The following is a 21422-nucleotide window of genomic DNA, read 5'->3' as shown; positions in this document are numbered from 1 at the left end:
CGAGGAGGCGTACGTAGTGACGGAAACCGGCGGTGAGCGCCCGCTGCGGGCCGACGCCCGGCGCAACCGGGAGCAGATCCTGGCCGCCGCGCGGGACGCCTTCGTGGAACTCGGTCCCGCCGCTCCGCTGGAGGAGATCGCCCGGCGCGCGGGCACCGGCATCGCCACGCTGTACCGCCGCTTCCCTGATCGGGCGGCGCTGATCAGGTCGGTCGTGCTCGACGCGTTCGAGCGCACGGTCGCCGTGATCGACGAGGCGCTGACCGAGGAGAAGGACCCGTTCGGCGCGCTGGTGCACTACATGCACGGTGTACTCGACGTGCGGATCGCCGCGGTGATCCCGTCGCTGCTCGGCGAAATCCCGTTCGACGACGAGGAGTTGGAGGCGCTGAGCAGAGCCGCGGTGTCACCGATCGAGAAGTTGATCGCCGAGGCGCACGAGGCCGGCACGCTGCGCGCCGACGTGACCTTCGGCGACGTCGGGATGATGATCGTGCGGCTGTCCCGCCCGCTGCCCGGCTCGTTCCCGCGCGAGCTGAACGATCAGCTCGCGCACCGTCACCTCGATCTGCTCGTCCACGGACTACGCGGCGACAGTGCATCGAAGCCGGACCTCCACGGCCCCGCGATCACTATGGCAGACCTGCGCGAGATGCGCCCCGAACTCCCCGAGTGACCCGTCAAACCCGAACATGATTCAGCGGGCTCAATCCCGCCCTCGGCGCCCGGATTCAGCGGGCTCAATCCCTCAAGAGGCGACGAAACACCCCGAATCGACCAGCATGTGGGCCTATCGGTCTTCGAACGCGAACATGATTCAGCGGGCTCAATCTCGCTCTCGCGGACGGGATTCAGCGGGCTCGATCCTGCGGGGTCAGTGGGTGACGCGGCCTCGGGCGATGATCGCTTCGAAGTCGAGGCCGGAGGGCAGAGTGCCGAAGGCGTTGCCGTGGTCGCGGGCGAGGCGGCTGGCGCAGAACGCGTCGGCCACGGCGGCCGGCGCGTGCCGCACGAGCAGGGATCCCTGCAGGGTCAACGCCATCAGCTCGACGATCCGGCGCGCCCGTGACTCGATGTCGTCCACATCGGATAGTTCCTTCTTGATCAACGCGACCGCGTCGTCCAGCCGGGTGTCCGCGCCGGCGGCCAGCTCGATCTCGTCGAAATAGGCCTGCACGCTCTCCGGCTGCTTCACCATGGCGCGCAACGCGTCCAGCGCGGCGACGTTGCCCGAGCCTTCCCAGATCGACAGCAGCGGCAGCTCGCGGTAGAGCCGCGGCATGCCGGATTCCTCGACGTAACCGTTGCCGCCCAAGCATTCCAGCGCCTCGACGGCGTGCGACGGGCCGCGCTTACACACCCAGTACTTGCTCACCGCGAGCGCGAGCCTGCGGAACGCCGCCTCGCGCTCGTCGCCGCGCACCGCGCGATCGGTGGCGCCGGCGAGCCGCATGCCGACGGTCGTGGCGGCCTCCGACTCCAGCACGAGGTCGGCCAACACGTTGCGCATCAACGGTTTCCGGTCCAGCGGGTCACCGAACGCGGTGCGATGGGAGGCGTGGTGCACGGCCTGCAGGACACCGGCGCGCATCCCGGCCGCTGAGCCCAGCACGCAGTCCAGCCGAGTCATGTTGACCATCTCCACGATGGTCCGCACGCCACGCCCCTCCTCTCCCACGAGCCACGCCAGCGCGCCGTCGTACTCCACCTCGGACGACGCGTTGGACCGGTTGCCGAGCTTGTTCTTCAAGCGCTGCAACGACATCGGGTTGCGCGTGCCGTCCGGCAGCACCCTCGGCAGCAGGAAGCAGGACAGTCCGCCGGGCGCCTGCGCGAGCACCAGGAACACGTCCGACATCGGTGCGGAGGTGAACCACTTGTGCCCGGTGAGCCGGTAGCTCCCGTCGGCCTGCGGCACCGCGCTCGTGGTGTTGGCGCGCACGTCCGAGCCGCCCTGCTTCTCGGTCATCGACATGCCGGCGATCAGCCCGCGCTTGCCGAGCGGCGGGCGTAGCCCCGGGTCGTAGTCGGTGGACGCGAGCAGCGGCTCGTACCGCGCGGCCAACTCGGGGTTCGCGCGCAGCGCCGGCACCACGGCGTAGGTCATCGAGATCGGGCAGCCGTGCCCCGCGTCCACGTTCCACACCAGGAACTTCGCCGCACGCGCGACGTGCGCGCCCGGGCGGTCGTCGGCCCACGGCGCGCCGTGCAGGCCGTTGGCCACGGCGGTACGCATCAGCTCGTGGTAGGCCGGGATGTACTCGACCTCGTCGATCCGGTTGCCGTACCGGTCGTGCGTGCGCAGCACCGGCGGGTGCTCCTCGGCGACGCGGCCCCACTCCTGGGCACGCGCCGTCCCGGCGAGCCGGCCGAGTTCACGCACCTCGGGTTCCCAGGCCGCGGCCCCCTCGCGGTGCAGACCGGCGAGCAGTGCTGGGTCGTCGGCCGTGTCGTGGTCGACGAGCGGCGGCACCTGGTTGAACACCTCATGCGTGGTCATCGGTTCCTCCTATCGCACGAATGACAACCGCCTCCAGTGCCGGCACGGTCCGGCGCGATCCGGTGCCGGCGGCGAGCGGGACGACGAGTGCCTCCGCGATCGCTCCGACCACGGCGGCGGCGGTCACCTCGGGGTCTTGCCGAGGCAGTTCGCCGGCGTCCACGGCGTCCGCGATCGCCGAGGCGAAGATGTCCCGGTAGGCGCGGCGGAACAGCAGTCTTTCCTTTTCCACCAACGGGTCCACCGGTTCGGCGAGCAGCGCGTAGGCCAGCCTCGGCGACTTCAGCGCACGGTTGGCGAAGGTGCGCACGGCGGCCGAGGCGCGTTCGGTGAGCGTGCCCGGCTTGGTCGCCGCCTCACGTACCGCCTCCACCTCACGGGTGGTCGCGACCCGGAACACCTCGGCGAACAGCGCGCCCTTGTTCGGGAAGTGCCGGTACACGGTGCCGGTCGCGACACCCGCCGCGTCGGCGACCACGGCGACCTGGCAGTCGGCGTACCCGCGCTCGGCGATCAGCGCGAGCGCGGCGTCCACGATGGACGCCTTGACGGTGTCCAATCGCTGCTGGGTCGCCTCGGTTCGCCGGTACGCCACACAAGTAGTGAATCACCGTTCATTGCTTGAACGCAATACTCGCCGGTTCGTCACCGCGATAAGCACGACGGCGCCGGCGCACAGCAACCCGCCGCTGACCAGCGCGGTCGTGCCGGACGTGGCACCGGCGACCAGTCCGCCGCGCAGGTTGCCGATCTCCGGCCCGGCCTGCCCGACGATCTGCTCGGCCGAGACCGCCCTGCCGAGCATCGCGTCCGGCGTGTGCCGCTGCACGACCAGACCTCGGCAGATCACCGCGATCGTGTCCGCCGCGCCGGCCATGATCAGGAAACCCAGTGCCACCACCGGATCCGGCACGATCCCGAACAGCGCGATCGACACACCCCACCCCAGGGAGCCGGCCAGCATCAGCGCGCCGGGCCGGACCGACCGCGCCACGCTGCCGGAGAACACGGTCGCCACCGCGCCGCCGACCGCGATCGCGCTGAGGAACAGGCCCAGCGTTCTCGGATCGCCGCCGAACCGCTCCGCGTTGACCAGGGGGAACAGGCTGATCGGCATGGCGAGCACCATGGCGGCGAGATCGGTGAGCAGCGCGGCGCGCACGGCCGGCTCGCGCCCCAGGAACGCCAGGCCGTCGAGTACCCCGCCGAGGCCGGCACGGGAGGACCCGCCGTCCGGGCGCAGCGACGGCAGGCCCCGCGCGCAGGCCAGCGCGATCGTGAAGGTGACCGCGTCGATCAGGTAGCAGGCACCGACGCCGAGCCAGCCGACGATCAGACCGCCGAGCGCAGGGCCGGCGAGCATGGCCGTGGAGAACGCGATCCGGTTCAGTGCCAGACCGGCGCCGAGTTGCTCCGGCGGCAGCAGTCGGGGCACGAACGTGCGCGCCGCCGGGCCGGCACCGGCCACGAACGTCGCCTGCGCGGCGACCAGCGCGAGCACCCCGATCGCCGGCGCCGGTCCGAGAAACCCTTGTGCGGCAAGGAGAAGCGAGCACACCGCCTCGCCGGCCGTGGCACGCAGGTAGAACACGCGCCGGTCGGTCCGGTCCACGAGCGAACCGGCGAGCAGCCCGAACACGATGACCGGCACCGCGGCGGCCAGCCCGACGGCACCGGTCCACGCCGGGCTGTGCGTGGTCTGCCAGATCTGGAACAGCACGGCGACCAGCGTCATCTGGCTGCCGATGCCGGAGCAGAGCTGCCCGATCCAGAGCCTGCGGTACTTCGGAGAAGTGCGCAGGGGCGTCACGTCGAGCAGCGCACGCCTCATGTCCAGTCCGGGTCCACGGCCAGCTTCTCGGCGATGCGGTCGTGGAAACTCTTGCGCGCCAAGGCTTTCTCGATGTCACCGACGACCTGGCTGAGCGGGTACGGGATCTCCGACTCGATCTCGGCGACCGCCGCCTCGGTGGCCCGCCACTCGGCCGCGAGGCGATCGGCGACTCGGCGCGCCCTGGCGGTGAGGTGCACGGTCTTGCTGCGCGCGTCGGCGCCGGCGGTGGTGCGCACCAGACCGGCGGTGCGCATGGCGGCGACCTTCTGACTGACCGCCGAGTGGGTGCGCTGGACGGACTTGGCCAACTCAGTGATCGTTATCGGGCCGCGGGCGTGCAGGCGCAGCAGCTCCTGCACGAAGCTGGGTTTGATCCCGTCGATCTTCGCGTCGGCGTAGATCTTCGCGATGTCGGCGTCCATCTCGGCCTGCAGCAGGCGAAGCGGACGCCAGCGGCTGTGCCGCGTCGGATCGTCGTTCACGGCGGCAACTATAACAGCACTTATATAAGCACTGTTACTTACTGGAAGTCCCGCGACCTCGATCGGATACGCATGGGCAGGTCCTCCATGCGGTCGGCGAGCAGGCTGACCACGGAGTCCGTGCGCTCGATCGTGCCCCGGATGAGCATCGCGGCACTGTCCCGCGCGACCCGGTGGTAGCGCCGCCACACCGAGCCCCGGCAGACCACGTTCACCATGCCGGTCTCGTCCTCGATGTTGATGAACGTGATCCCGCCGGCAGTCGCCGGACGCTGCCGGTGGGTCACCGCGCCGGCGATCAGCACCCGGTCGCCGTTGGCGTACTTCCCCAGCCGGGACGCGGTGACCACGCCGAGTTCGTCGAGCCGGTCGCGGATGAACTGGGTGGGAAAGCTGTCCGGCGAGATGCCCGTCGCCCACACGTCCGCGGCCGCCAAGTCGATCTTGGACATCCCCGGCAGGTGCGGCGCGTCGACCCCGACGGACAGCCCGGGCAGGTGGGCCGGGCGCTCCTCCGCCGCGGCACCCGCCGCCCACAGCGCCTTGCGCCGCTCCGGCTCGAAGCACCCGAACGCGCCCGCGGTGGCCAGCGCCTCGACCTGCGGCCTGGTCAGCCGCACCCTCCTTGTCAGGTCGACCATGTCGCGGAACTGCCCGTTATCCTGCCGCTCGGCCGCGATCGTCTTGGCCAGTTCCGCACCGACCTTGCGCACGGTGGACAGCCCCATCCGAACAGCGAACTCGTTGTCCGCCAAGGGTTCCAGGGTCGGGTACCAGTCGCTGGCGTTCACGTCCGGACCGTGCACGGTCACCCCGTGCCGGCGCGCGTCGGCGACCAGAGACTGCGGCGAATAGAAGCCCATCGGCTGCGCGCGCAGCAGCCCGGCGAGGAACGCCGCCGGGTGGTAGTACTTGAAGTGCGCGCTGGCGAACACCAGGTAGGCGAAGCTCAGCGCGTGGCTCTCCGGGAAGCCGAAGTTGGCGAACGCCCGCATCTTCTCGAAGATCCGCTCGGCGACCTCCGGCTCCACTCCCTTGGCCGCCGCGCCGTCGTAGAACCGCTGCCGCAGCCGCTCCATCTTCTTGGTCGATCGCTTGGCGCCCATGGCGTGCCGGAGCTGGTCGGCCTCGGCGGCGGTGAAGTCGGCGACGTCCAGCGCGATCTGCATGAGCTGCTCCTGGAACAGCGGCACGCCAAGGGTTTTCCCGAGCGCCTTCTCCAGCAGCGGGTGGTCGTAGTCCCAGCTCCTCGGCTCGCCTTTCTTCTCCTCGGTGTAGCGCTTGATGAACGGGTGCACCGAGCCGCCCTGGATCGGGCCGGGTCTGATCAGCGCCACCTCGACCGCCAGGTGGTAGAAGGTCCTCGGTTCCAGCCGGGGCAGTGTGGCGAGCTGCGCGCGGCTCTCCACCTGGAACACGCCGATCGCGTCGGCACGGCAGAGCATGTCGTAGATGTTCTCGTCATCCAGCTCGAGCTTCGCCAGGTCGATCTCCTTGCCGGTGCTCTCCTGCACCAGGTCGATCATGTACTTCAACGCCGAGAGCATGCCCAGCCCGAGCAGATCGAACTTGACCAGCCCGGCGGCGGCACAGTCGTCCTTGTCCCACTGCAGAACGCTGCGGTCCGCCATGCGCGCCCATTCGATCGGGCAGACGGTGCTGACCGGTTTGTCGCAGATGACCATGCCGCCGGAGTGGATCCCCAGATGGCGGGGAAAGTCTTGCAACACAACGGAAAACGCGATCACCTCGTCGGGGATGTCGTGATCGTGATCGTCCTTTGTGTCTTCGAGCGGGCCCCAACGATCGATCTGCTTGGCCCAGGCGTCCTGCTGCCCCGGCGAGTAGCCCAAGGCTCGCGCGGCGTCTCGCACCGCCGAGCGCGACCGGTAGGCGATCACGTTCGCCACCTGCGCGGTGCACAGCCTGCCGTACGTCTCGTAGACGTACTGGATGACCTCTTCGCGGCGGTCGGACTCGATGTCGATGTCGATGTCCGGGTAGCCGTCTCTGTCTGGAGCGAGGAATCGCTCGAAGAGCAGCTTGTGCTTGACCGAGTCGACCTTGGTGATGCCGAGCGCGTAGCAGACCGCGGAGTTGGCTGCCGATCCTCTGCCCTGACACAGGATCCGGTTCTCCCGGCAGAAACGGACGATGTTCCAGACGATCAAGAAGTAGCCGGGAAACCCCTGCGATTCGATGATGTCCAGTTCGTGGTCGATCTGCCGGTACTCCTTCTCCTTCTCGTGTCGCGGACCGTACAGCCGCGCGGCGCCGAGGTAGACCTGATCACGGAGAAAGCTCGCCTCGGTGTGTCCAGCCGGGACATCGAAGGGCGGCAGGTCTGGCGCGATGAGCTCCAGATCGAACGCGAACTGCGCACCGAGCACCGCGGCGCGCTTGACCGCGCCGGGGTAACGAGCGAACCTCTCCGCCATCTCCTTGCCGGAGCGCAGGTGTGCGTACCCCGACGCCGGGAGCCACCCCTCCATGTCGTGGAGCCCTCGGCGCGCCCGGATCGCGGCGAGCCCCGCGGCCATCGACGCGCCGCTCGGCGTGGCGTAGTGCACCGCGTTGGTCGCGACGGTGGGCAGGGCGAGCCGGGCGGCCAACTCGGTGAGCATGTCGTTGTCCCGGCTGTCGGTGGGATGGCCGTGGTCGATGAGCTCCACGTACACGTTGCCCCGGCCGAACAGGTCCATGAGCTGCGTCAACTGATCGGCTGCCGCGTCGAATCCCCGCTCGGCGAGGGCTCTGCGCACGGCGCCCTTGCGACAACCGGTCAGCACGGCACAGCTGCCGTGCACCATCGTGGCGACTTTCTCCAGGTCGTAGACGGGTCGCCCCTTCTCCGCGATCGGGTCGGTCGACAGCTCTCGGTCATGGCCGAACAGCAAGCCGGACGTGGTCGCACTACACAGGTTCGCGTAGCCCTTCTCGTCCTTGGCGAGCAGCAGCAGGTGCTCGCCCTCGGGGTCGGGGATTCCGTTCTGTGGCTTGGAAAGGCCGAGGCTCAGCTCGGTGCCGAACACCGTACGGACGCCGAGTTCCTTGGCCGCTTCGGCGAAGCGCACCACGCCGTACATGCCGTCGTGGTCGGTGAGGGCGATGGCGTCCAATTCGAGCCGTGCGGCCTCCTCGACCAAGGTCTCCGGGTGGCTCGCACCGTCGAGGAAACTGAAGTTGGAGTGACAGTGCAGCTCCGCGTACGGAGTTCGTCGGGACGCGCCGATCATGTCGTTTCCTCGGAGCTTGCTGAGGTCGACCGGGCGCAGGTATCCCTCGCGACGGCGGGTGTACGCGGGACCGTCACCGCCGTCGGGCCGCTGCGCATGATCCGGCCACGCCGCGTCATCTCGAGGTTGACCAGCCAGCACCCTGACGAGCTCGCGCCACGCGACCTTGGGATTGTTCCAACCCATCAGTCGTACTTCCCCTCGATTGTCCACTGTGGAGGGTTGTGCTCGTCGCCGAGCCGACCTAACAGAAGGAACGCCATGTCCACCCGCTGTTCGTCGACGGCCGCGAGCAGCACCTGCATGTGTGCGAAGGGCCCGCCGTCGTCTCGGGCCCACCAGCGGCGGACCACTTGCCACGGGCCGGCCCAGTCGAGCACCCGCCTCGGGTGGCTGCCGTCCACGGAGGCGAGATGGGGTGCTCCGGTGAGCAGGTTGCGCTCGTCCAGCCGGACCGCCAGGCCGGAGACATCCCTGACGTCGACGGGGATTCGCCGTTGGTAGACGGTCGCCGGGGACGGTGCGGGAAGCCGGCCGGGCCACGGCTGCTCGTCCGCGTCCGGCCGGACGTCGCCCCACGGGATCAGCCGCACTCGTTCCGCCGGACCACGCCCACCAGCCAGTACGGCGGTGACCACGCCGTCGGGGCCGAGCAGCCCCTGTACCCGGACCAGCGCGCGCCCGGCCCGCTCCGCGGCGAGCACCTGCTCCTCGCCGGCCGGGTCCAGCGAACCGTCCACACCGGTACCACCGCGCCACAGGCCGAGCTGAAGTGACCGTCCCGCAACGGTTTCCTCGGGCACCAGTCGCAGCTCGACCACTCCGGCGGTCGGGCGGATGCCGTCCGCCGCGCGCAGCCACCCGTCGAACTGCCACCTGACCCGGTCCGCGATGCCTGGCGCCGTCAGGGGTTCCGCGCATCGCCAGACGCGGGCCAGCTCCTCACCGTTGGCCGTGGTGGCCTCGATTCCGAGCCGCGTGCAGGCCAGCCCGCTACCGGCCAGGACGGCGTGGAACCGCTCGGCGAGCGACCTCGCCACGAAGGCGGCCGCGTCGATCCGGTCGAGCGGATCGTCGAACCGCTCGACCAGCGACAGCTCCGGCGGCGGCCTGCGCCTGTTCGGCGGGCGGTCGGACAGGCCGCGGGCGAGCCGGTGCGCCACCAGCCCGACCACGCCGAACCGGGTCGTCACGTCCCGCTCGGACAGCGCGGCGAACGCGCCGAGGGTGCGCAACCCCAAGCGGCGCAACAGATCCACGAGATCGGTGCGGTCGGAACCGGGTTGGTTCAGCTCGCCGATGCCGAGCGGGGCGAGGAACTCCGCGCCGGCGCCGGCGTCCACCCTGACCGAGCGGTGCGCGGCGAGCAGTGCGGCGAACAGCCCGTCGGCCACCCCGATCTGGCACTCCACGCCCGCCTTCGCCGGCACGTGGTCGAGCAGCAGCTCGGCGAGCCGGTCCTCACCGCCGAAGTACCCGGAGGCACCGGACACCGGGACGGCGACCACGCCGGGCCGAACCACCTCCACCCCGACGATCAGCTCCTCCACCGCCGCGGCCACCGGCTCGAACAGTCGCGCGTCCCGGTCGGGGTCGACACCGAGCACGGCGAGCTCCGGGCAGCGGGACTGTGCTTCTCTGCGCCGCATGTCCCTGCGCACCCCGGACCGCCGCGCGACGGCGGAGCGGGCGACCACCCGGTTGGTCGAGAACACGGCGGCCGGCACGTGCGGGGCGATACCCGCGGCGGCAGCGGCGGCCACCACCGGCCAGTCCGGACACCACAGCACGAGCAGCCTGACCGGCGGGCCCGTCATGGTCAGCCCACTTCCTCTGCCGTCCAGGCGGCATGCACGCCGACATGCTCTTCCGGCGTGCGCTCGACCCTGCCGCTCGGGCCGGGCAGCAGCAGCCGCGTGCGCACCGGACGGGCGGCCGCTCCCCTGCCCGTGGTGTGCACGACCGTCGCTCGCTCGCGCAGGAACCCGTATCCCGACTCGACACCCCTCCAATCGCTTGTCTCGCAACGAAGTTCGACATCCGCGCCCGGCCACGAACCGGCGGCGAGCAGCACCGTGCCGCGATGCCGCGCCCGCCGGGACAGCCTGCCCGCCGTGCCACCGCCGAGGCCCCTGCCGAGACCACCGCCGAGCACCACCAGATCGACGCCGTCCAGCAGGGCAGCCGTGACCGCGGCGAGCTCCGCACCCGGGTGGGGTACGAGTGCGAGCCTCGCCACTTCGACCCCGAGCTCGCTCGCGGCCACGACTCCGAGGTCGGGTACGCCGACCACCGCCGCCCATGCGCCGCGCGCCGTCGCCTCGGCGAGCAGCGCGAGCAGCAGCGAGGTGGACCCGCGCACCGAAACCGTGCTGCCCCTTCGCAATCCGCTCCAGGGCAGCGCGTCCTCCAATTCGGCGAGCACAGGCAGGACCTCTCCCGTGGTCCGCGCCTGCTGGGCCCGCTCGGCCACCCCGCTGGCCGTGCCGACCCCCGGCAGCGAGGCGAGCCGAGCGACCGCCGGCGGCCCAGCACCCACCGGCGGTGCGTCGACAACCACGTTGCCGGTCACCGAAAACCACCTCCCCATGGAGAACCGCGACGAACCGTCGCGACGACCGACGCGACGGTTCCTTTCCGTTCGCCGCGGGGAAGGCGGCACTGCTATATTCGAACACGTGTTCGATGAACTGTCAAACGACGCCGCCGAGGAAGAAGTCCCGGACGTCCCCGGCGAGCAGCTCCGGTACCTCCATCGCGGCGAAGTGCCCGCCGCGCTCGAACTCCGACCAGTGCCTGATGTCGTACAACCGCTCGGCCAGCGGTCGCACCGACTGCGTGATGTCGTGCGCGAACACCGCCACACCAACCGGTACCGGGCACGGCTCGATCCGCCTCGGCGCGTCATGGTGCAGCCGCGCCGAGGAGGCCGCGGTGGCGGTCAGCCAGTACAGCGAGATGTCGGTCAGCATCCGATCGTCACTGATCCGCGAGCGAGGGTCCGTCCACCGCTCGAAACGCTCGGCGATCCAGACCAGCTGGCCGACCGGCGAGTCGGTCAGCGCGTAGCCGATGGTCTGCGGGGTGAGAGCCTGCAGAGCCTGGTACGGCGGACGATTCGCCATCAGCTGCCTGACCTTGTCCAGCCGGGCCTCGTCCGTTGGGGACAGTTCGATGCCGGCGTCCGGGTCCGGCCGGGTCGGCAGGTAGTTGACGTGCACGCCGACGACCCGCTCGGGTGCCACCGCGCCGAGTGCCAGCGAGATGCCCGAGCCGAAGTCGCCGCCCTGCGCGCCGTAGCGCTCGTACCCGAGACGGCGCATCAGCTCGGCCCAGGCCCGCGCGACCCGGACGATGTCCCAGCCGCGCTCGTGGGTCGGCCCGGAGAAGCCGTAACCCGGGATGGACGGGATCACCAGGTGGAAGTCGCGCGACAACGGCTCGATCATGTCGAGGAACTCCAGGAACGAACCGGGCCAGCCGTGGGTGAGAACCAGCGCGAGCGCGTCCGGGTTCGAGGACCTGACATGGACGAAGTGGATGTTCTGACCCTCGATCTCGGTGGTGAAGTGCGGAAGCTCGTTGAGCTCGGCCTCGTGCTCGCGCCAGTCGTAGCCGGTGCGCCAGTACTCGGCCAGCTCCTTGAGCCGCGCCAGCGGGAAGCCGTAGTCCCACCCGGCGCCGGCGACCTCGTTGGGCCAACGGGTGCGGGAGAGCCGGTCGGTCAGATCGTCGAGGTCGGCCTGCGGAATGTCGATGCGGAACGGCTTGATCATGGTCTTCCTCCACGAGGGGTCGGTCGGCGTATAAACGTTTGGGCGACTAACGTTTATCGCCCGAACGATATCACTATCGTTAGTGCGCCCAACGATTCGTTAGAGTCGTCACATGGAGAACCCGTCCGAAGAGGCGTCTGCCAGGTGGAAGAGCCTTCCCAGCTGGCTGCTCACCCAGACCGCCAACCACGCGCACCGTCTGGTGACCGACGGGTTCTCGTCCGTCAACGCCCGTGGCTACCACTACCGCCTGCTGGCGACGCTGGAGACGTTCGGCCCGGCCAGCCAGGCCGCGCTGGGCCGCCACAGCGGCATCCACCTCAGCGACATGGTCGCGACGATCAACGAGCTCGCCGACCGCGAACTGGTCGAGCGCGCCCCGGACCCAGCCGACCGGCGGCGCAACATCATCTCGCTGACCGCCACGGGCAAGCGGCAGCTGCGGCGATTGGAGAAGCAGCTGGCCGAGACCCAGGACGAGCTGCTCGCTCCGCTGTCATCCCAGGAGCGACAGCGGCTGACCGATCTGCTGTCCAGGCTGTTGGACCACCACGACCGGCGAACCGGCACCGACGGCTCACAGTGACAGCAGCACGGTCGCCGCGCCGGCGCCGAGCAAGCCGGCGACCTGCGTCCGGCACAGCCGCTCGCGCAGCGCCGTCATCCCGAACACCACGGGAATCACCGGATACAGCGAGGAGAGCACCACGGCCACGACCACCATCTGCTGCCGCGTGGCGAGCAGGTAGAGCGACAGCGCCAGCGCGGCCATCCCGCCGATCGCCGCGGCGAGGCCGACGTGCGCCGCCGAGATCGACTCCCGCGCGCGCCGGGCCACCACGGGCGCGAGCGCGAGTACGGCGGCCACCCGCCCGGCGACCACCGGCCAGATCCCGGCGTCCGGTCCGGCCTGCGCGAGCGCGAGGTACTGCACGGCGATCCCCATACTCGCCAGCAGCGCGTCGGGCACACCCGACACGACGTCCGCCCGCGCCGAGGACCCGGTCCAGGAGACCAGCCACAGCGCGGGAACCGCCACCACGATGCCGACCCACGCGAGCCCAGATGGCCTGTCCCCCAACAGGATCACGCCGACCAACACCGGCAGCGCCACGCCGCCGACCGCGCTGACCGGCACCACGACGCTCATCGCGCCCCTGCTCAGCCCGCGGTACAGGAACGCCATACCGGCCCCGGTACCCACGCCGGACAGCGCGCCCCACCCGAGATCGACGAGCGTCACCGTGGACGGCACCGCGAGCGCCACGCCGACCGACAGCACCAGCCCGCCGACCTGGCCGAGCAGCGCCACGGCGGCGAACCCGACCCGGCGCGACAGCAGCCCGCCGGCGAGGTCGGCGACGCCGTAGGTGGCCGCCGACCCGAGTGCGAGCAGCGTGCCGGTCATCGCGACGCCCGTTCCGCCTCCCCGACCGGGCAGTTCGAGCCGGTGGTGCACACGCCCCGGTCACACAGCCGGCAGATCAGGTCGGAGTCGCCGATCTCGTTGTACAGCACGGAAAGCAGCCGTTCGAGCAGCCTGGTCAGTGCCACCTGGTCGTCGCCGTCGAGCCCGTCGAGCACCTCGGTCAGCGGTGAACCGCGCGCGTCGAGCACGGCTTGGGCGGCGCGCCGGCCGGGCCGAGTGAGCCGCACGGCGACACCGCGTCCGATGCCGGGCCGCCGCTCGACGAGCCCGTCGCTCTCCAGCGAGTCGACCATGCGCGCGGCGGCCGACTGGGTGAGCCCGACCCGCCGCCCCAGCTCGGTGACACTCACTCCCGGCGCGGCGTTCAACACGACGAGCGCGGCGGCACCGCTGGCGCTCACACCGGCGGCACGTGTCGCGCCGCCGACGGTGAGATCGGTGACCGCCAATGCCGTGGCACCGAGCAGGTTCGCGAGCCTCTCGTTGTCATGCATGACTCATGCATACCACAGTGCACCCGCCGGTAAACATGGCGAACCGTTGTACGTCCGTCGCAGCTCTGCTACCTTCCGCAATCATGAACAGACGTGTTCGTAAAGTTGCGCTCGCCCTGACCGTCGGTGCCATGGCCGTCGCCACGGTGCCGGTCCTGGCGAACGCGAACCCGTCGGCGCCACCGGAGATCACCTGGTCCGGCTGCGACGTGATCCACCAGTGCGCCACCGCGCGGGTACCGCTGGACTACGACGAACCGGACGGCACACAGATCACCCTCTCACTGCGCCGGCTGCCCGCGGCCAAGCCGGAGCGGCGGATCGGCACGCTGTTCGTGAGCCCCGGCGGCGCCGGCCCGGTCGCCACGAACCTGGTGTTCTTCGCCGGGCTCGCCGGCGGGCTGGGCCAGCAGGTGCGCGACCGGTTCGACATCGTGGCGTTCGACCCGCGCGGCTCGGGCGGCAGCACGCCGCTGCGGTGCGAGCCGGCCCCGGGCGTCGAGCCGGTGGCTCCCATCGCCGATCCGTACCCCGTTCGCCCCGAGCAGGTCGACCAGTACCTGGCCCGCGACGACTACGTGCGCCGGAGTTGTGCGGCGACCGGTGGCGAGATCCTGCACCACATCAGCACCGCGAACGTCGCGCGCGACATGGACCTGCTCCGCCAGGCGCTGGGCGAGGACAAGCTCAGCTACTACGGCGCGTCCCAGGGCGCCAACCTCGGCGTCACCTACGCGACGCTGTTCCCCGACCGGGTGCGCGCGGTGGCCGTCGACGCGGTGCTCGATCCGAACGCCTACCTCGGCACCCCGGGCAGCGTCGACCCGATGACCTCCCGGGTGCGGCTCGGCGACGCGACGATCGAGTCGTTGCGATCCGCGCTTTCCTTGTGCGACAAGGTCAGCGTCATCCAGTGTCCGCTGACCGGCTCGCCGAATGTCAACGCCATGGGCCGCTGGTACCGGGTGCTCGAGTCACTGGACAAGCAGCCGCTCGCACTCCCCGGCGTCACACTCACCAAGTCGTCGTTCCACACCCTCACCACCGCCGCGCTGACCGGCTATCGGCTGGCCGGCGTTCCGCTGGACACCTTCGGCCCGTTCGCGGCGCTCACCAAGATCGTCGACACGCTTCGCTTCGGCCCGCTTTCCGTGCCCCACAACGGTTTGCTCGACCAGGCGGCGAACCTGGCCAAGCAGCTCGGCGCCGCGCCGACGGCTGGCGAGGACCTGCTCGCCGGCGTCGGCGGGCTGCGCGGTCTGTGGTGCGCGGACAGCCACAACCCGGCCGACCCGCGAGCGTGGATCGAGGCCGCGCGGCGCGACGAGGCCAGGGCACCTGGCGGCGCCGCCGCCGGCGCGTGGACCTCCTCGATCTGCGCGAGTTGGCCCGGTTCGGCCGAGGACGCCTACCGGGGCCCGATCGGCGGCCGGACCGCGACCCCGCTGCTCGTGATCAACAGCAGCCACGACGCCACCACCGGAATCGACGGCGCGCGGGCCGCACGTGCCGCGTTCGAGGGCTCCCGCCTCGTCGAGGTCACCACCTGGGGCCACACCACGTTCGGCAAGAGCCGCACCTGCCTCACGCCGATCACCGACACCTACCTGATCGAGCGGAGACTCCCCGCCGGCGATGTGAAGTGCAAGGCGGACAACGGAATCTGGGGGTTGCCCGCGTGAACAAGCGCAACACGATTCTGGCCGCGGCGACGGCCGCCGTGCTGACCGCCGCCGTCGCGCCGGCCCTGCTCGCCAACGCCGAGCCGGACGCCGGACCGAACGCGCTCACCTGGTCCAGTTGCCTGGTGCTCTTCCAGTGCGCGAAGACCGAGGTGCCGCTGGACCACGCCGACCCGGCCGGCAAGAAGATCACCATCTCGATGATCAAGGCGCCGGCCGCGGACCAGAGCCGCAAGATCGGCCCGCTGTTCCTCAACCCGGGCGGCCCCGGCATCACGATGACCGACGGCATCTACTTCGCCGGCATCGTCAACGCGCTCGGACCGGCGGTGCGCGACCGGTTCGACATCATCGGCATCGACCCGCGCGGCACCGGCCAGAGCACGCCGTTCGGCTGCACGGCCGCACCCGGTGTACCGCCCGCCGAGGCGGTGTCGAACTGGCCGGATCCCCCGCAGTACCAACAGAAGTTCGCGCACGACGAGTACCTGCGGGCCAGTTGCGCGGCCACCGCGCCGGAGATCACGTACCACCTGTCCACCGCGGACACGGCACGCGATCTGGACCTGGTGCGCGAGGCGCTCGGCGAGCAGAAGATCAGCTACTTCGGCACGTCCTACGGCAGCTACCTCGGCGCGACCTACGCGGCGCTGTTCCCGACCCGGGTGCGCGCGATGGCGCTGGACGGCGTGGTCGACCCGACCATGTACGCCGAGGGCAAGCTGAGCGCGAAGTGGTCGGAGGCCTCGGCCGAGGCGGTGTACTCGGGGTTCGAACGCTGCGACCAGGTGGGGTTCTTCCGCTGCCCGCTGGCCGGCGACGCGCGCGGCCGCTGGGAGCGCGTGGTCGATTCGCTGTACCGCGAGCCGCTCGCGCTGCCCGGGATGACGCTGGACGGCAAGACCTTCCAGGGGTTGACCCAGAACGCGATGTCGATGGACCGGCTGGCCGGCGTTCCGGTGAGCACGTTCAGTGTGCTGGTCGCGTTCACCAAGGGCGTGGACCTGCTGCGGTTCGGCCCGCTTTCCGTGCGTGGCAACGGTTTGCTCGATCAGCTCGGCGGCCAGCTGCGACAGTTGCTCGACGCGACGAAGGAGGAGGAGAAGGTCGCCGTCGACGCCGCGCGGGCGATCCAGTGCGTCGACTCGCCGTGGCCGGCCGACCAGCAGTCCTGGATCGACAGCGCCGAGCAGGCCGAGGCGGCCTACCCTCGGTTCGGCGCGATGGGCGCGTGGTCGGTGTCGCTGTGCGCGAACTGGCCCGGCTCCGGCAAGAGTTCCTACCGCGGCCCGTTCGACCTGAAACTGGACACGCCGCCGCTGCTGAGCAACCCGACGCACGACGCGAATACCGGGATCAGCGGCGCACGCGGGGCGCAGCGGCAGTTCGCCGGCTCACGCCTGGTCGAGGTGGAAACGTGGGGTCACACCGCGCTCGGCAAGAGCGCGAACTGCCTCACGCCGATCACCAATGCCTATCTGATCGACCTGAAACCGCCGGAGCGGGATGTCCGGTGTCGGCCCGACCACGCCCTGTTCGGCTAGGCGGCGACACCATACCGGCGATCACGCCGACGATCACCGCGGCGACACCGGCGCCGGCCAGGATCCAGAGCATCACGCCGGCACCGCTGGTCATCGCGTCGTAGAACCCGCCGGCGAGCTGCGGCGACGGGCTCTGGTCGGCCACCAGGCCACGGGCGAGCCACCCGATCGCGAGGGTGATTCCGGCCACCACCGCGACACCGATTCCCGCCGTGATCAGCGCGCCGCGCCGGCGGACGGCCAGCGCGATGCCGCCGAGGATCAGGACGGCGGAGGCGATCGGGAGCACCGCGCTGAGATCCTCCAGCGTGGTGTACACGGGGACCACGCGCTTGATCGCGGACCCGCCCGCCAGCTCGACGGTCATCCCCTCGGCCGGGAGTCGGCCGAGGCCGGGCACGCGCACGTCGTCGACGAGGGCGCGCATGTCGAGCACGATGGAATCGCCCTGGAGGCGCGCGGCACCGTTCTGGCCGCGGAGCATCGCGAGGATCTGTGGGTGTGCGGCCGAGTTCGCCTCGATCCACCAGGTGCGGAACGCGGGACTGTCCACGGCCTTGCGGGCGGCGGAGTCCACCGCGTCGCGCGCGGCGGCCGAGGGACGCGAGCCGAGTCGCGTGGCGAGCTTGTCCGCGAGCAGCTCGGCGACGGCGCCGCGGACAGCCGGATCGTCGGCGAGATCACCCACGGCGTCGAGGTATTCCTGACGGTCGGCCACGCGTTGCTCGACGGCGACGGCGACCACCGCCGGGCCGGACAGCAGACAACCGATCAGCACGAGCAGGGTGGCGATTCCGTTGCGCACGCCGCACGGTAGCAGTGATCGCCAGTTGACAGCACACTGTCAAATCTGACAGAATGCTGTCATGATGAAAACAGTGCACCTCGCCGTTTACGACACGCTCTCCGACTGGGAGACCGGCTACGCGGTCGCCTCCGTCAACCAGCCCATGTGGCAGCGCGAGCCGGGTCGCTACCGCGTGCTCACCGTCGGGCCGAGCACCGACCCGATCACCACGGCCGGCGGCGCGCGGATCGTGCCGGACGTCGCGATCGCCGACCTCTCGCCGGCCGACAGCGCGATGCTGATCATGCCGGGCGCGAACACCTTCACGCCGTCCGGTGACCACGCGCTCGCGCCGTTCGCCCAGGTCGCAGGCGAATTCCTGGACGCGGGTACACCGGTGGCGGCGATCTGCGGCGGCACGATGGGCCTCGCCTCGGCCGGTCTGCTCAACGATCGCGCGCACACCAGCAACGCGCGCGAATACCTGGCGATGGCGCCCGCGTACACCGGCACGGAGCACTACCGGGACGAGCCGGCGGTGCGTGACCGAGGCCTGATCACCGCGGCGGCGATCCACCCCGCCGAGTTCGCCAGGGAGATCTTCGCCGAGCTGGACCTGTACACGCCGGAGGTGGCCGACGCCTGGTACCGGTTCTACGGCAAGCACGAGGGCGCCGCGTACTTCGACCTGGAGAAGGCCGCCGCCTCATGAGCCAGCGCACCGAGTCCGGCGATCTGCTCACCGACCTCGTGATGCGCACGTTCCGGCTCAACGGCCAGTTCCTCGCCGCCGCCGAGCGGATCGCGCGACCGGCCGGACTGACCGCCGCGTGGTGGCAGGTGCTCGGCGCCGTGCTGGCCGAGCCGGCCCCGGTCGCGGGCATCGCGCGCTCGATGGGGCTGGCCCGCCAGAGCGTGCAGCGGATCGCGGATCTGTTGGTGGACAAGGAACTCGCCGAGTACGTGCCGAACCCGGCGCACCGGCGCGCGAAGCTGTTGCGGCCGACCGATCAGGGCCTCGACGCGATCGCCCGGCTGCGCGGCACGCAGGCGCGGTGGGCCGACGAGGTGGCCGGCGGGATCACGCCGGAGGAGCTGCGCGCCGCGTTGGACGTGATCGACCGAGTCCTCAAGGCGACCGACAACTAGCGGTGACACGATCCCCCCATGGACGTGCCGCACCTTCGACAGGTCGTACTGGACACGACGGACGCGCGCGGGCTCGCCGAGTTCTACCGGCGGCTGCTGGGTTTCCGGTACCGCGACGGGGACGAGCCGCCGGCCGACGGCGAGCCGGACCCGCGCGGCCAGGACTGGCTGGTGTTGTGGGACGACACCGGTCCGAAGATCGCCTTCCAGCAGGTCGACAGCCTGCCCGAGGCGACCTGGCCGACCGGTCCCTGCCCGCAGCAACTGCACCTGGATCTCACCGTGCCGAGCGTCGAGGCGTTGCTGGCCCAGCACGAGCGGGCGCTGGCACTCGGCGCGCGACTGCTCTACGACCGCGTGGACGACCCGGAGGAGCCGCTGCGCGTGTACGCCGACCCGTCCGGACACCCGTTCTGCGTATTCGTGGCGCATGTCTGAGTTGGCACGGGCGTTCATTCCCGGATTGGAACTGTCACGTCGCTTCTATCGCGAAGCGGTGTGGCCGTTGGTGCGAGAGCATTTCGGCGACATCACGCATACGGCCGCCCGAATCGGCGGTGGTTCCGAGGTTCTCGGGTTCGACACCGCCCGGTCCGCCGACCACGAATGGGGTCCGCGCCTCCAGTTCTTCCTCCACCGCGACGACGCCGCCATGGCCCCGGACATCTCCGCCGTGCTCAGCACGGAGCTGCCGAGGGAATTCCTCGGCTATTCGACGAACTTCGTTCCCGCGGACGACGGACACATCCGCACGATGGCGTTCACCGACGGCCTGGTCTTCCACCGGGTGGACGTGACCACGCTCGACTCCTGGTTCGCCGACCACCTGGGTTTCGACCCGCGAGACACCGTCTCCACGCTCGACTGGCTGGCGCTCCCGACACAGGTGCTCGCCGAGGTCACGGGCGGTGCCGTCTTCCATGACGGGCCGGGTGAGCTGACGTCCGCGCGTTCCCGGCTCGCCTGGTATCCCGACGATATCTGGCGTTACGTCCTGGCGTGCCAATGGCAGCGCATCGGTCAGGAGGAGGCATTCGTCGGGCGCTGCGGAGAGGTGGGTGACGACCTTGGCTCGGCCGTCGTCACCGCCCGCCTCGCCAGGGACCTGATGCGTCTGAACCTGCTCACGCACCGCCGTTATCCGCCTTACGGCAAATGGCTCGGCAGCGCATTCGCGCGAATTCCGTCCGCGGCGACCATCGGCCCAGCACTGAGAGCGACAATCGGCGCGATCACCTGGCAGGAACGGGAAAATCACCTCGCCACCGCGTATACCGCCGCCGCCACGTCACACAACGAACTGGGCCTGACCGACCCGCTCGATACGAGCATTCGGAATTACCACGAACGGCCGTTCCGCGTCCTGCGGGCCGAGCGTTTCGCGGACGCGCTGATCGACAGCATCAGCGATCCCGAGATTCGCGCCCTGCCGCGCACCGGATCGGTCGACCAGTTCGTGGACTGCACCGACCTGCTCACCGCCGCGCCGAAGGCTCGCGCCGTGACCACGAGGCTTGTCGGGTGACCATGACGTGGCCCTATGCCCAAACGGCATGAGCGCGGGTATTGGACGGTGGTGAAGCCCGCTGGTTGCCTGATCGACATGACGAACAAGCCGAACCGCCGAACCGTGCTCACCGCCGGAGCGCTGGGCATCACCGCGAGCGCGATCGCCCCCGGGGCCGCCGCGGGATCCGTCGCGGGGACGCCCGGCCGGCGGGGCCGGTTCGCCGACAAGGTCGTGCTGATCACCGGCGCCACGTCCGGGATCGGTGCGGCGACCGCACGCGCGATGGCCGCCGAGGGCGCCAAGGTCTACTTCTGCGGGCGGCGCGAACGCCTCGGTCACGAGGTGGCCGCGAGCATCCGGGCCGCGGGCGGCGACGCCACGTTCCGGCGGGCCGACGTCCGCAACGAGCCGGAGGTCCGCGACCTGGTCGAGGCGTGCGTGCGCCGGTACGGGCGGCTGGACATCGCGGTCAACAACGCCGGGATCGAGAGCCCGCGCGCGGTCCGGCTGCACGAGCAGACGCTCGCGGACCTGGAGAACGTGTGGCGCACCAACGCGGCCGGCGTGTTCCTCGGCATGAAGTACGAGATCCCGCGAATGCTCGCCCAGGGCGGCGGCGCGATCGTGAACACCGCCTCGATCTCCGCCGAGGTCGGGTTCGCCACGATCGCGCCGTACAACGCCAGCAAGCACGCGGTCGCGTCGCTGACGAAGGTCGCCGCGCTGGAGTACTCCGCCGACCGCATCCGGATCAACGCGTTCGCGCCGGGCGCGGTCGACACCCCGATGCTGCGCCGCGCCGCCGAGGCGTTCGGCATGACCTACGAGGAGATCGCGCAGTCCTATCCGATCAAGCGGATCGTGGCCGCCGAGGAGATGGCCACCGTGGTCATGTTCCTCGCCTCGACCGACTCGAGCGCGATCGTCGGCTCCGACCTCGACGCATCCGGCGGTTACCTGACCGGATGAGTCGAGGCCGTGGCCTTACCTCCAGAAAAC

21 protein-coding genes are annotated in these 21422 nt (G+C 70.5%); 9 read left to right on the top strand and 12 right to left on the bottom strand.

Annotated features, from left to right (window positions below; genetic code table 11):
* Nucleotides 1-16: 16 nt before the first annotated feature.
* Nucleotides 17-676: a TetR/AcrR family transcriptional regulator gene (locus EV193_RS21420; RefSeq protein ID WP_207222734.1), complete on the top strand. Its 660-nt coding sequence runs from the start codon at nucleotides 17-19 to the stop codon at nucleotides 674-676.
* A gap of 198 nt (nucleotides 677-874) precedes the next feature.
* On the opposite strand, the gene EV193_RS21415 is transcribed toward EV193_RS21420, so the two are convergent.
* The 8 genes from EV193_RS21415 to EV193_RS21380 all read right to left on the bottom strand — a co-directional run bounded on the left by EV193_RS21415 (nucleotide 875) and on the right by EV193_RS21380 (nucleotide 11828).
* Nucleotides 875-2500 carry an acyl-CoA dehydrogenase family protein gene (locus EV193_RS21415; RefSeq protein WP_130345979.1) on the bottom strand — a complete coding sequence of 542 codons (1626 nt, stop codon included), beginning with the start codon at nucleotides 2498-2500 and terminating at the stop codon, nucleotides 875-877.
* Entirely contained in the window at nucleotides 2487-3095 is a 609-nt protein-coding gene (locus EV193_RS21410) for a TetR/AcrR family transcriptional regulator (RefSeq protein ID WP_130345978.1), read from the bottom strand. The genes EV193_RS21415 and EV193_RS21410 overlap by 14 nt, the downstream gene beginning before the upstream one ends.
* Before the next feature lie 12 nt (nucleotides 3096-3107).
* Complete coding sequence (locus EV193_RS21405; protein WP_242613554.1) at nucleotides 3108-4331, bottom strand: MFS transporter; 1224 nt, start codon at nucleotides 4329-4331, stop codon at nucleotides 3108-3110.
* Nucleotides 4328-4816 carry a MarR family winged helix-turn-helix transcriptional regulator gene (locus tag EV193_RS21400; protein WP_242613553.1) on the bottom strand — a complete coding sequence of 163 codons (489 nt, stop codon included), beginning with the start codon at nucleotides 4814-4816 and terminating at the stop codon, nucleotides 4328-4330. The genes EV193_RS21405 and EV193_RS21400 overlap by 4 nt, the downstream gene beginning before the upstream one ends.
* Nucleotides 4817-4854: 38 nt before the next feature.
* Nucleotides 4855-8238, bottom strand: coding sequence for an error-prone DNA polymerase (locus EV193_RS21395; protein ID WP_130345976.1), 3384 nt, complete (start codon nucleotides 8236-8238; stop codon nucleotides 4855-4857).
* Nucleotides 8238-9869, bottom strand: coding sequence for a DNA polymerase Y family protein (locus tag EV193_RS21390; RefSeq protein ID WP_130345975.1), 1632 nt, complete (start codon nucleotides 9867-9869; stop codon nucleotides 8238-8240). Before EV193_RS21390 ends, EV193_RS21395 begins: the two co-directional genes overlap by 1 nt.
* Before the next feature lie 2 nt (nucleotides 9870-9871).
* A complete protein-coding gene (locus EV193_RS21385; protein WP_242613552.1) occupies nucleotides 9872-10624 on the bottom strand; it encodes a hypothetical protein in 753 nt (250 codons plus the stop codon).
* 121 nt (nucleotides 10625-10745) lie between these two features.
* Nucleotides 10746-11828, bottom strand: coding sequence for an epoxide hydrolase family protein (locus EV193_RS21380; RefSeq protein ID WP_130345974.1), 1083 nt, complete (start codon nucleotides 11826-11828; stop codon nucleotides 10746-10748).
* A gap of 112 nt (nucleotides 11829-11940) precedes the next feature.
* On the opposite strand from EV193_RS21380, the gene EV193_RS21375 reads away from it, so the two are divergent.
* Nucleotides 11941-12414, top strand: coding sequence for a MarR family winged helix-turn-helix transcriptional regulator (locus tag EV193_RS21375; protein ID WP_130345973.1), 474 nt, complete (start codon nucleotides 11941-11943; stop codon nucleotides 12412-12414).
* Here the strand turns inward: EV193_RS21375 and EV193_RS21370 are convergent.
* Together EV193_RS21370 and EV193_RS21365 are read right to left on the bottom strand one after the other, a co-directional pair.
* Entirely contained in the window at nucleotides 12406-13236 is an 831-nt protein-coding gene (locus tag EV193_RS21370) for a DMT family transporter (protein ID WP_130345972.1), read from the bottom strand. The two genes, EV193_RS21375 and EV193_RS21370, sit on opposite strands and share 9 nt — an antisense overlap.
* Nucleotides 13233-13751, bottom strand: a complete 519-nt coding sequence (locus EV193_RS21365; RefSeq protein WP_130345971.1) for a MarR family winged helix-turn-helix transcriptional regulator — start codon at nucleotides 13749-13751, stop codon at nucleotides 13233-13235. Before EV193_RS21365 ends, EV193_RS21370 begins: the two co-directional genes overlap by 4 nt.
* A 131-nt stretch (nucleotides 13752-13882) precedes the next feature.
* On the opposite strand from EV193_RS21365, the gene EV193_RS21360 reads away from it, so the two are divergent.
* Nucleotides 13883-15433: an alpha/beta fold hydrolase gene (locus EV193_RS21360; protein ID WP_165401445.1), complete on the top strand. Its 1551-nt coding sequence runs from the start codon at nucleotides 13883-13885 to the stop codon at nucleotides 15431-15433.
* Nucleotides 15430-16977: an alpha/beta fold hydrolase gene (locus tag EV193_RS21355; protein WP_130345969.1), complete on the top strand. Its 1548-nt coding sequence runs from the start codon at nucleotides 15430-15432 to the stop codon at nucleotides 16975-16977. Before EV193_RS21360 ends, EV193_RS21355 begins: the two co-directional genes overlap by 4 nt.
* Here the strand turns inward: EV193_RS21355 and EV193_RS21350 are convergent.
* On the bottom strand, nucleotides 16898-17782 hold the full coding sequence (locus EV193_RS21350; protein WP_130345968.1) for a hypothetical protein: 885 nt from the start codon (nucleotides 17780-17782) through the stop codon (nucleotides 16898-16900). The two genes, EV193_RS21355 and EV193_RS21350, sit on opposite strands and share 80 nt — an antisense overlap.
* A 61-nt stretch (nucleotides 17783-17843) precedes the next feature.
* Between EV193_RS21350 and EV193_RS21345 the strand changes: the two genes are divergently transcribed.
* Genes EV193_RS21345 through EV193_RS21335 form a run of 3 tightly spaced genes read left to right on the top strand, consistent with a single transcriptional unit; the run spans nucleotide 17844 to nucleotide 19351 of the window.
* A complete protein-coding gene (locus EV193_RS21345) occupies nucleotides 17844-18476 on the top strand; it encodes a DJ-1/PfpI family protein (RefSeq protein WP_207222733.1) in 633 nt (210 codons plus the stop codon).
* Entirely contained in the window at nucleotides 18473-18913 is a 441-nt protein-coding gene (locus tag EV193_RS21340) for a MarR family winged helix-turn-helix transcriptional regulator (protein WP_130345967.1), read from the top strand. Before EV193_RS21345 ends, EV193_RS21340 begins: the two co-directional genes overlap by 4 nt.
* A gap of 18 nt (nucleotides 18914-18931) precedes the next feature.
* Complete coding sequence (locus tag EV193_RS21335) at nucleotides 18932-19351, top strand: VOC family protein (RefSeq protein ID WP_130345966.1); 420 nt, start codon at nucleotides 18932-18934, stop codon at nucleotides 19349-19351.
* A gap of 34 nt (nucleotides 19352-19385) precedes the next feature.
* On the opposite strand, the gene EV193_RS34205 is transcribed toward EV193_RS21335, so the two are convergent.
* Nucleotides 19386-19658 carry a hypothetical protein gene (locus tag EV193_RS34205; protein WP_242613551.1) on the bottom strand — a complete coding sequence of 91 codons (273 nt, stop codon included), beginning with the start codon at nucleotides 19656-19658 and terminating at the stop codon, nucleotides 19386-19388.
* Between the two features lie 9 nt (nucleotides 19659-19667).
* Between EV193_RS34205 and EV193_RS21330 the strand changes: the two genes are divergently transcribed.
* Nucleotides 19668-20438 (top strand): DUF4037 domain-containing protein, encoded by a 771-nt coding sequence (locus EV193_RS21330; RefSeq protein WP_242613550.1) that lies wholly within the window; start codon nucleotides 19668-19670, stop codon nucleotides 20436-20438.
* 78 nt (nucleotides 20439-20516) lie between these two features.
* Entirely contained in the window at nucleotides 20517-21392 is an 876-nt protein-coding gene (locus EV193_RS21325; protein ID WP_130345964.1) for an SDR family NAD(P)-dependent oxidoreductase, read from the top strand.
* The last annotated feature ends 30 nt before the right edge of the window (nucleotides 21393-21422 follow it).

The sequence above is a fragment of the Herbihabitans rhizosphaerae genome (assembly GCF_004216555.1).
GTDB classification, from domain to species: Bacteria; Actinomycetota; Actinomycetes; order Mycobacteriales; family Pseudonocardiaceae; genus Herbihabitans; species Herbihabitans rhizosphaerae.
Note: the sequence above shows the minus strand (reverse complement) of the source record. Positions and strands in the feature narration are given on the sequence as shown.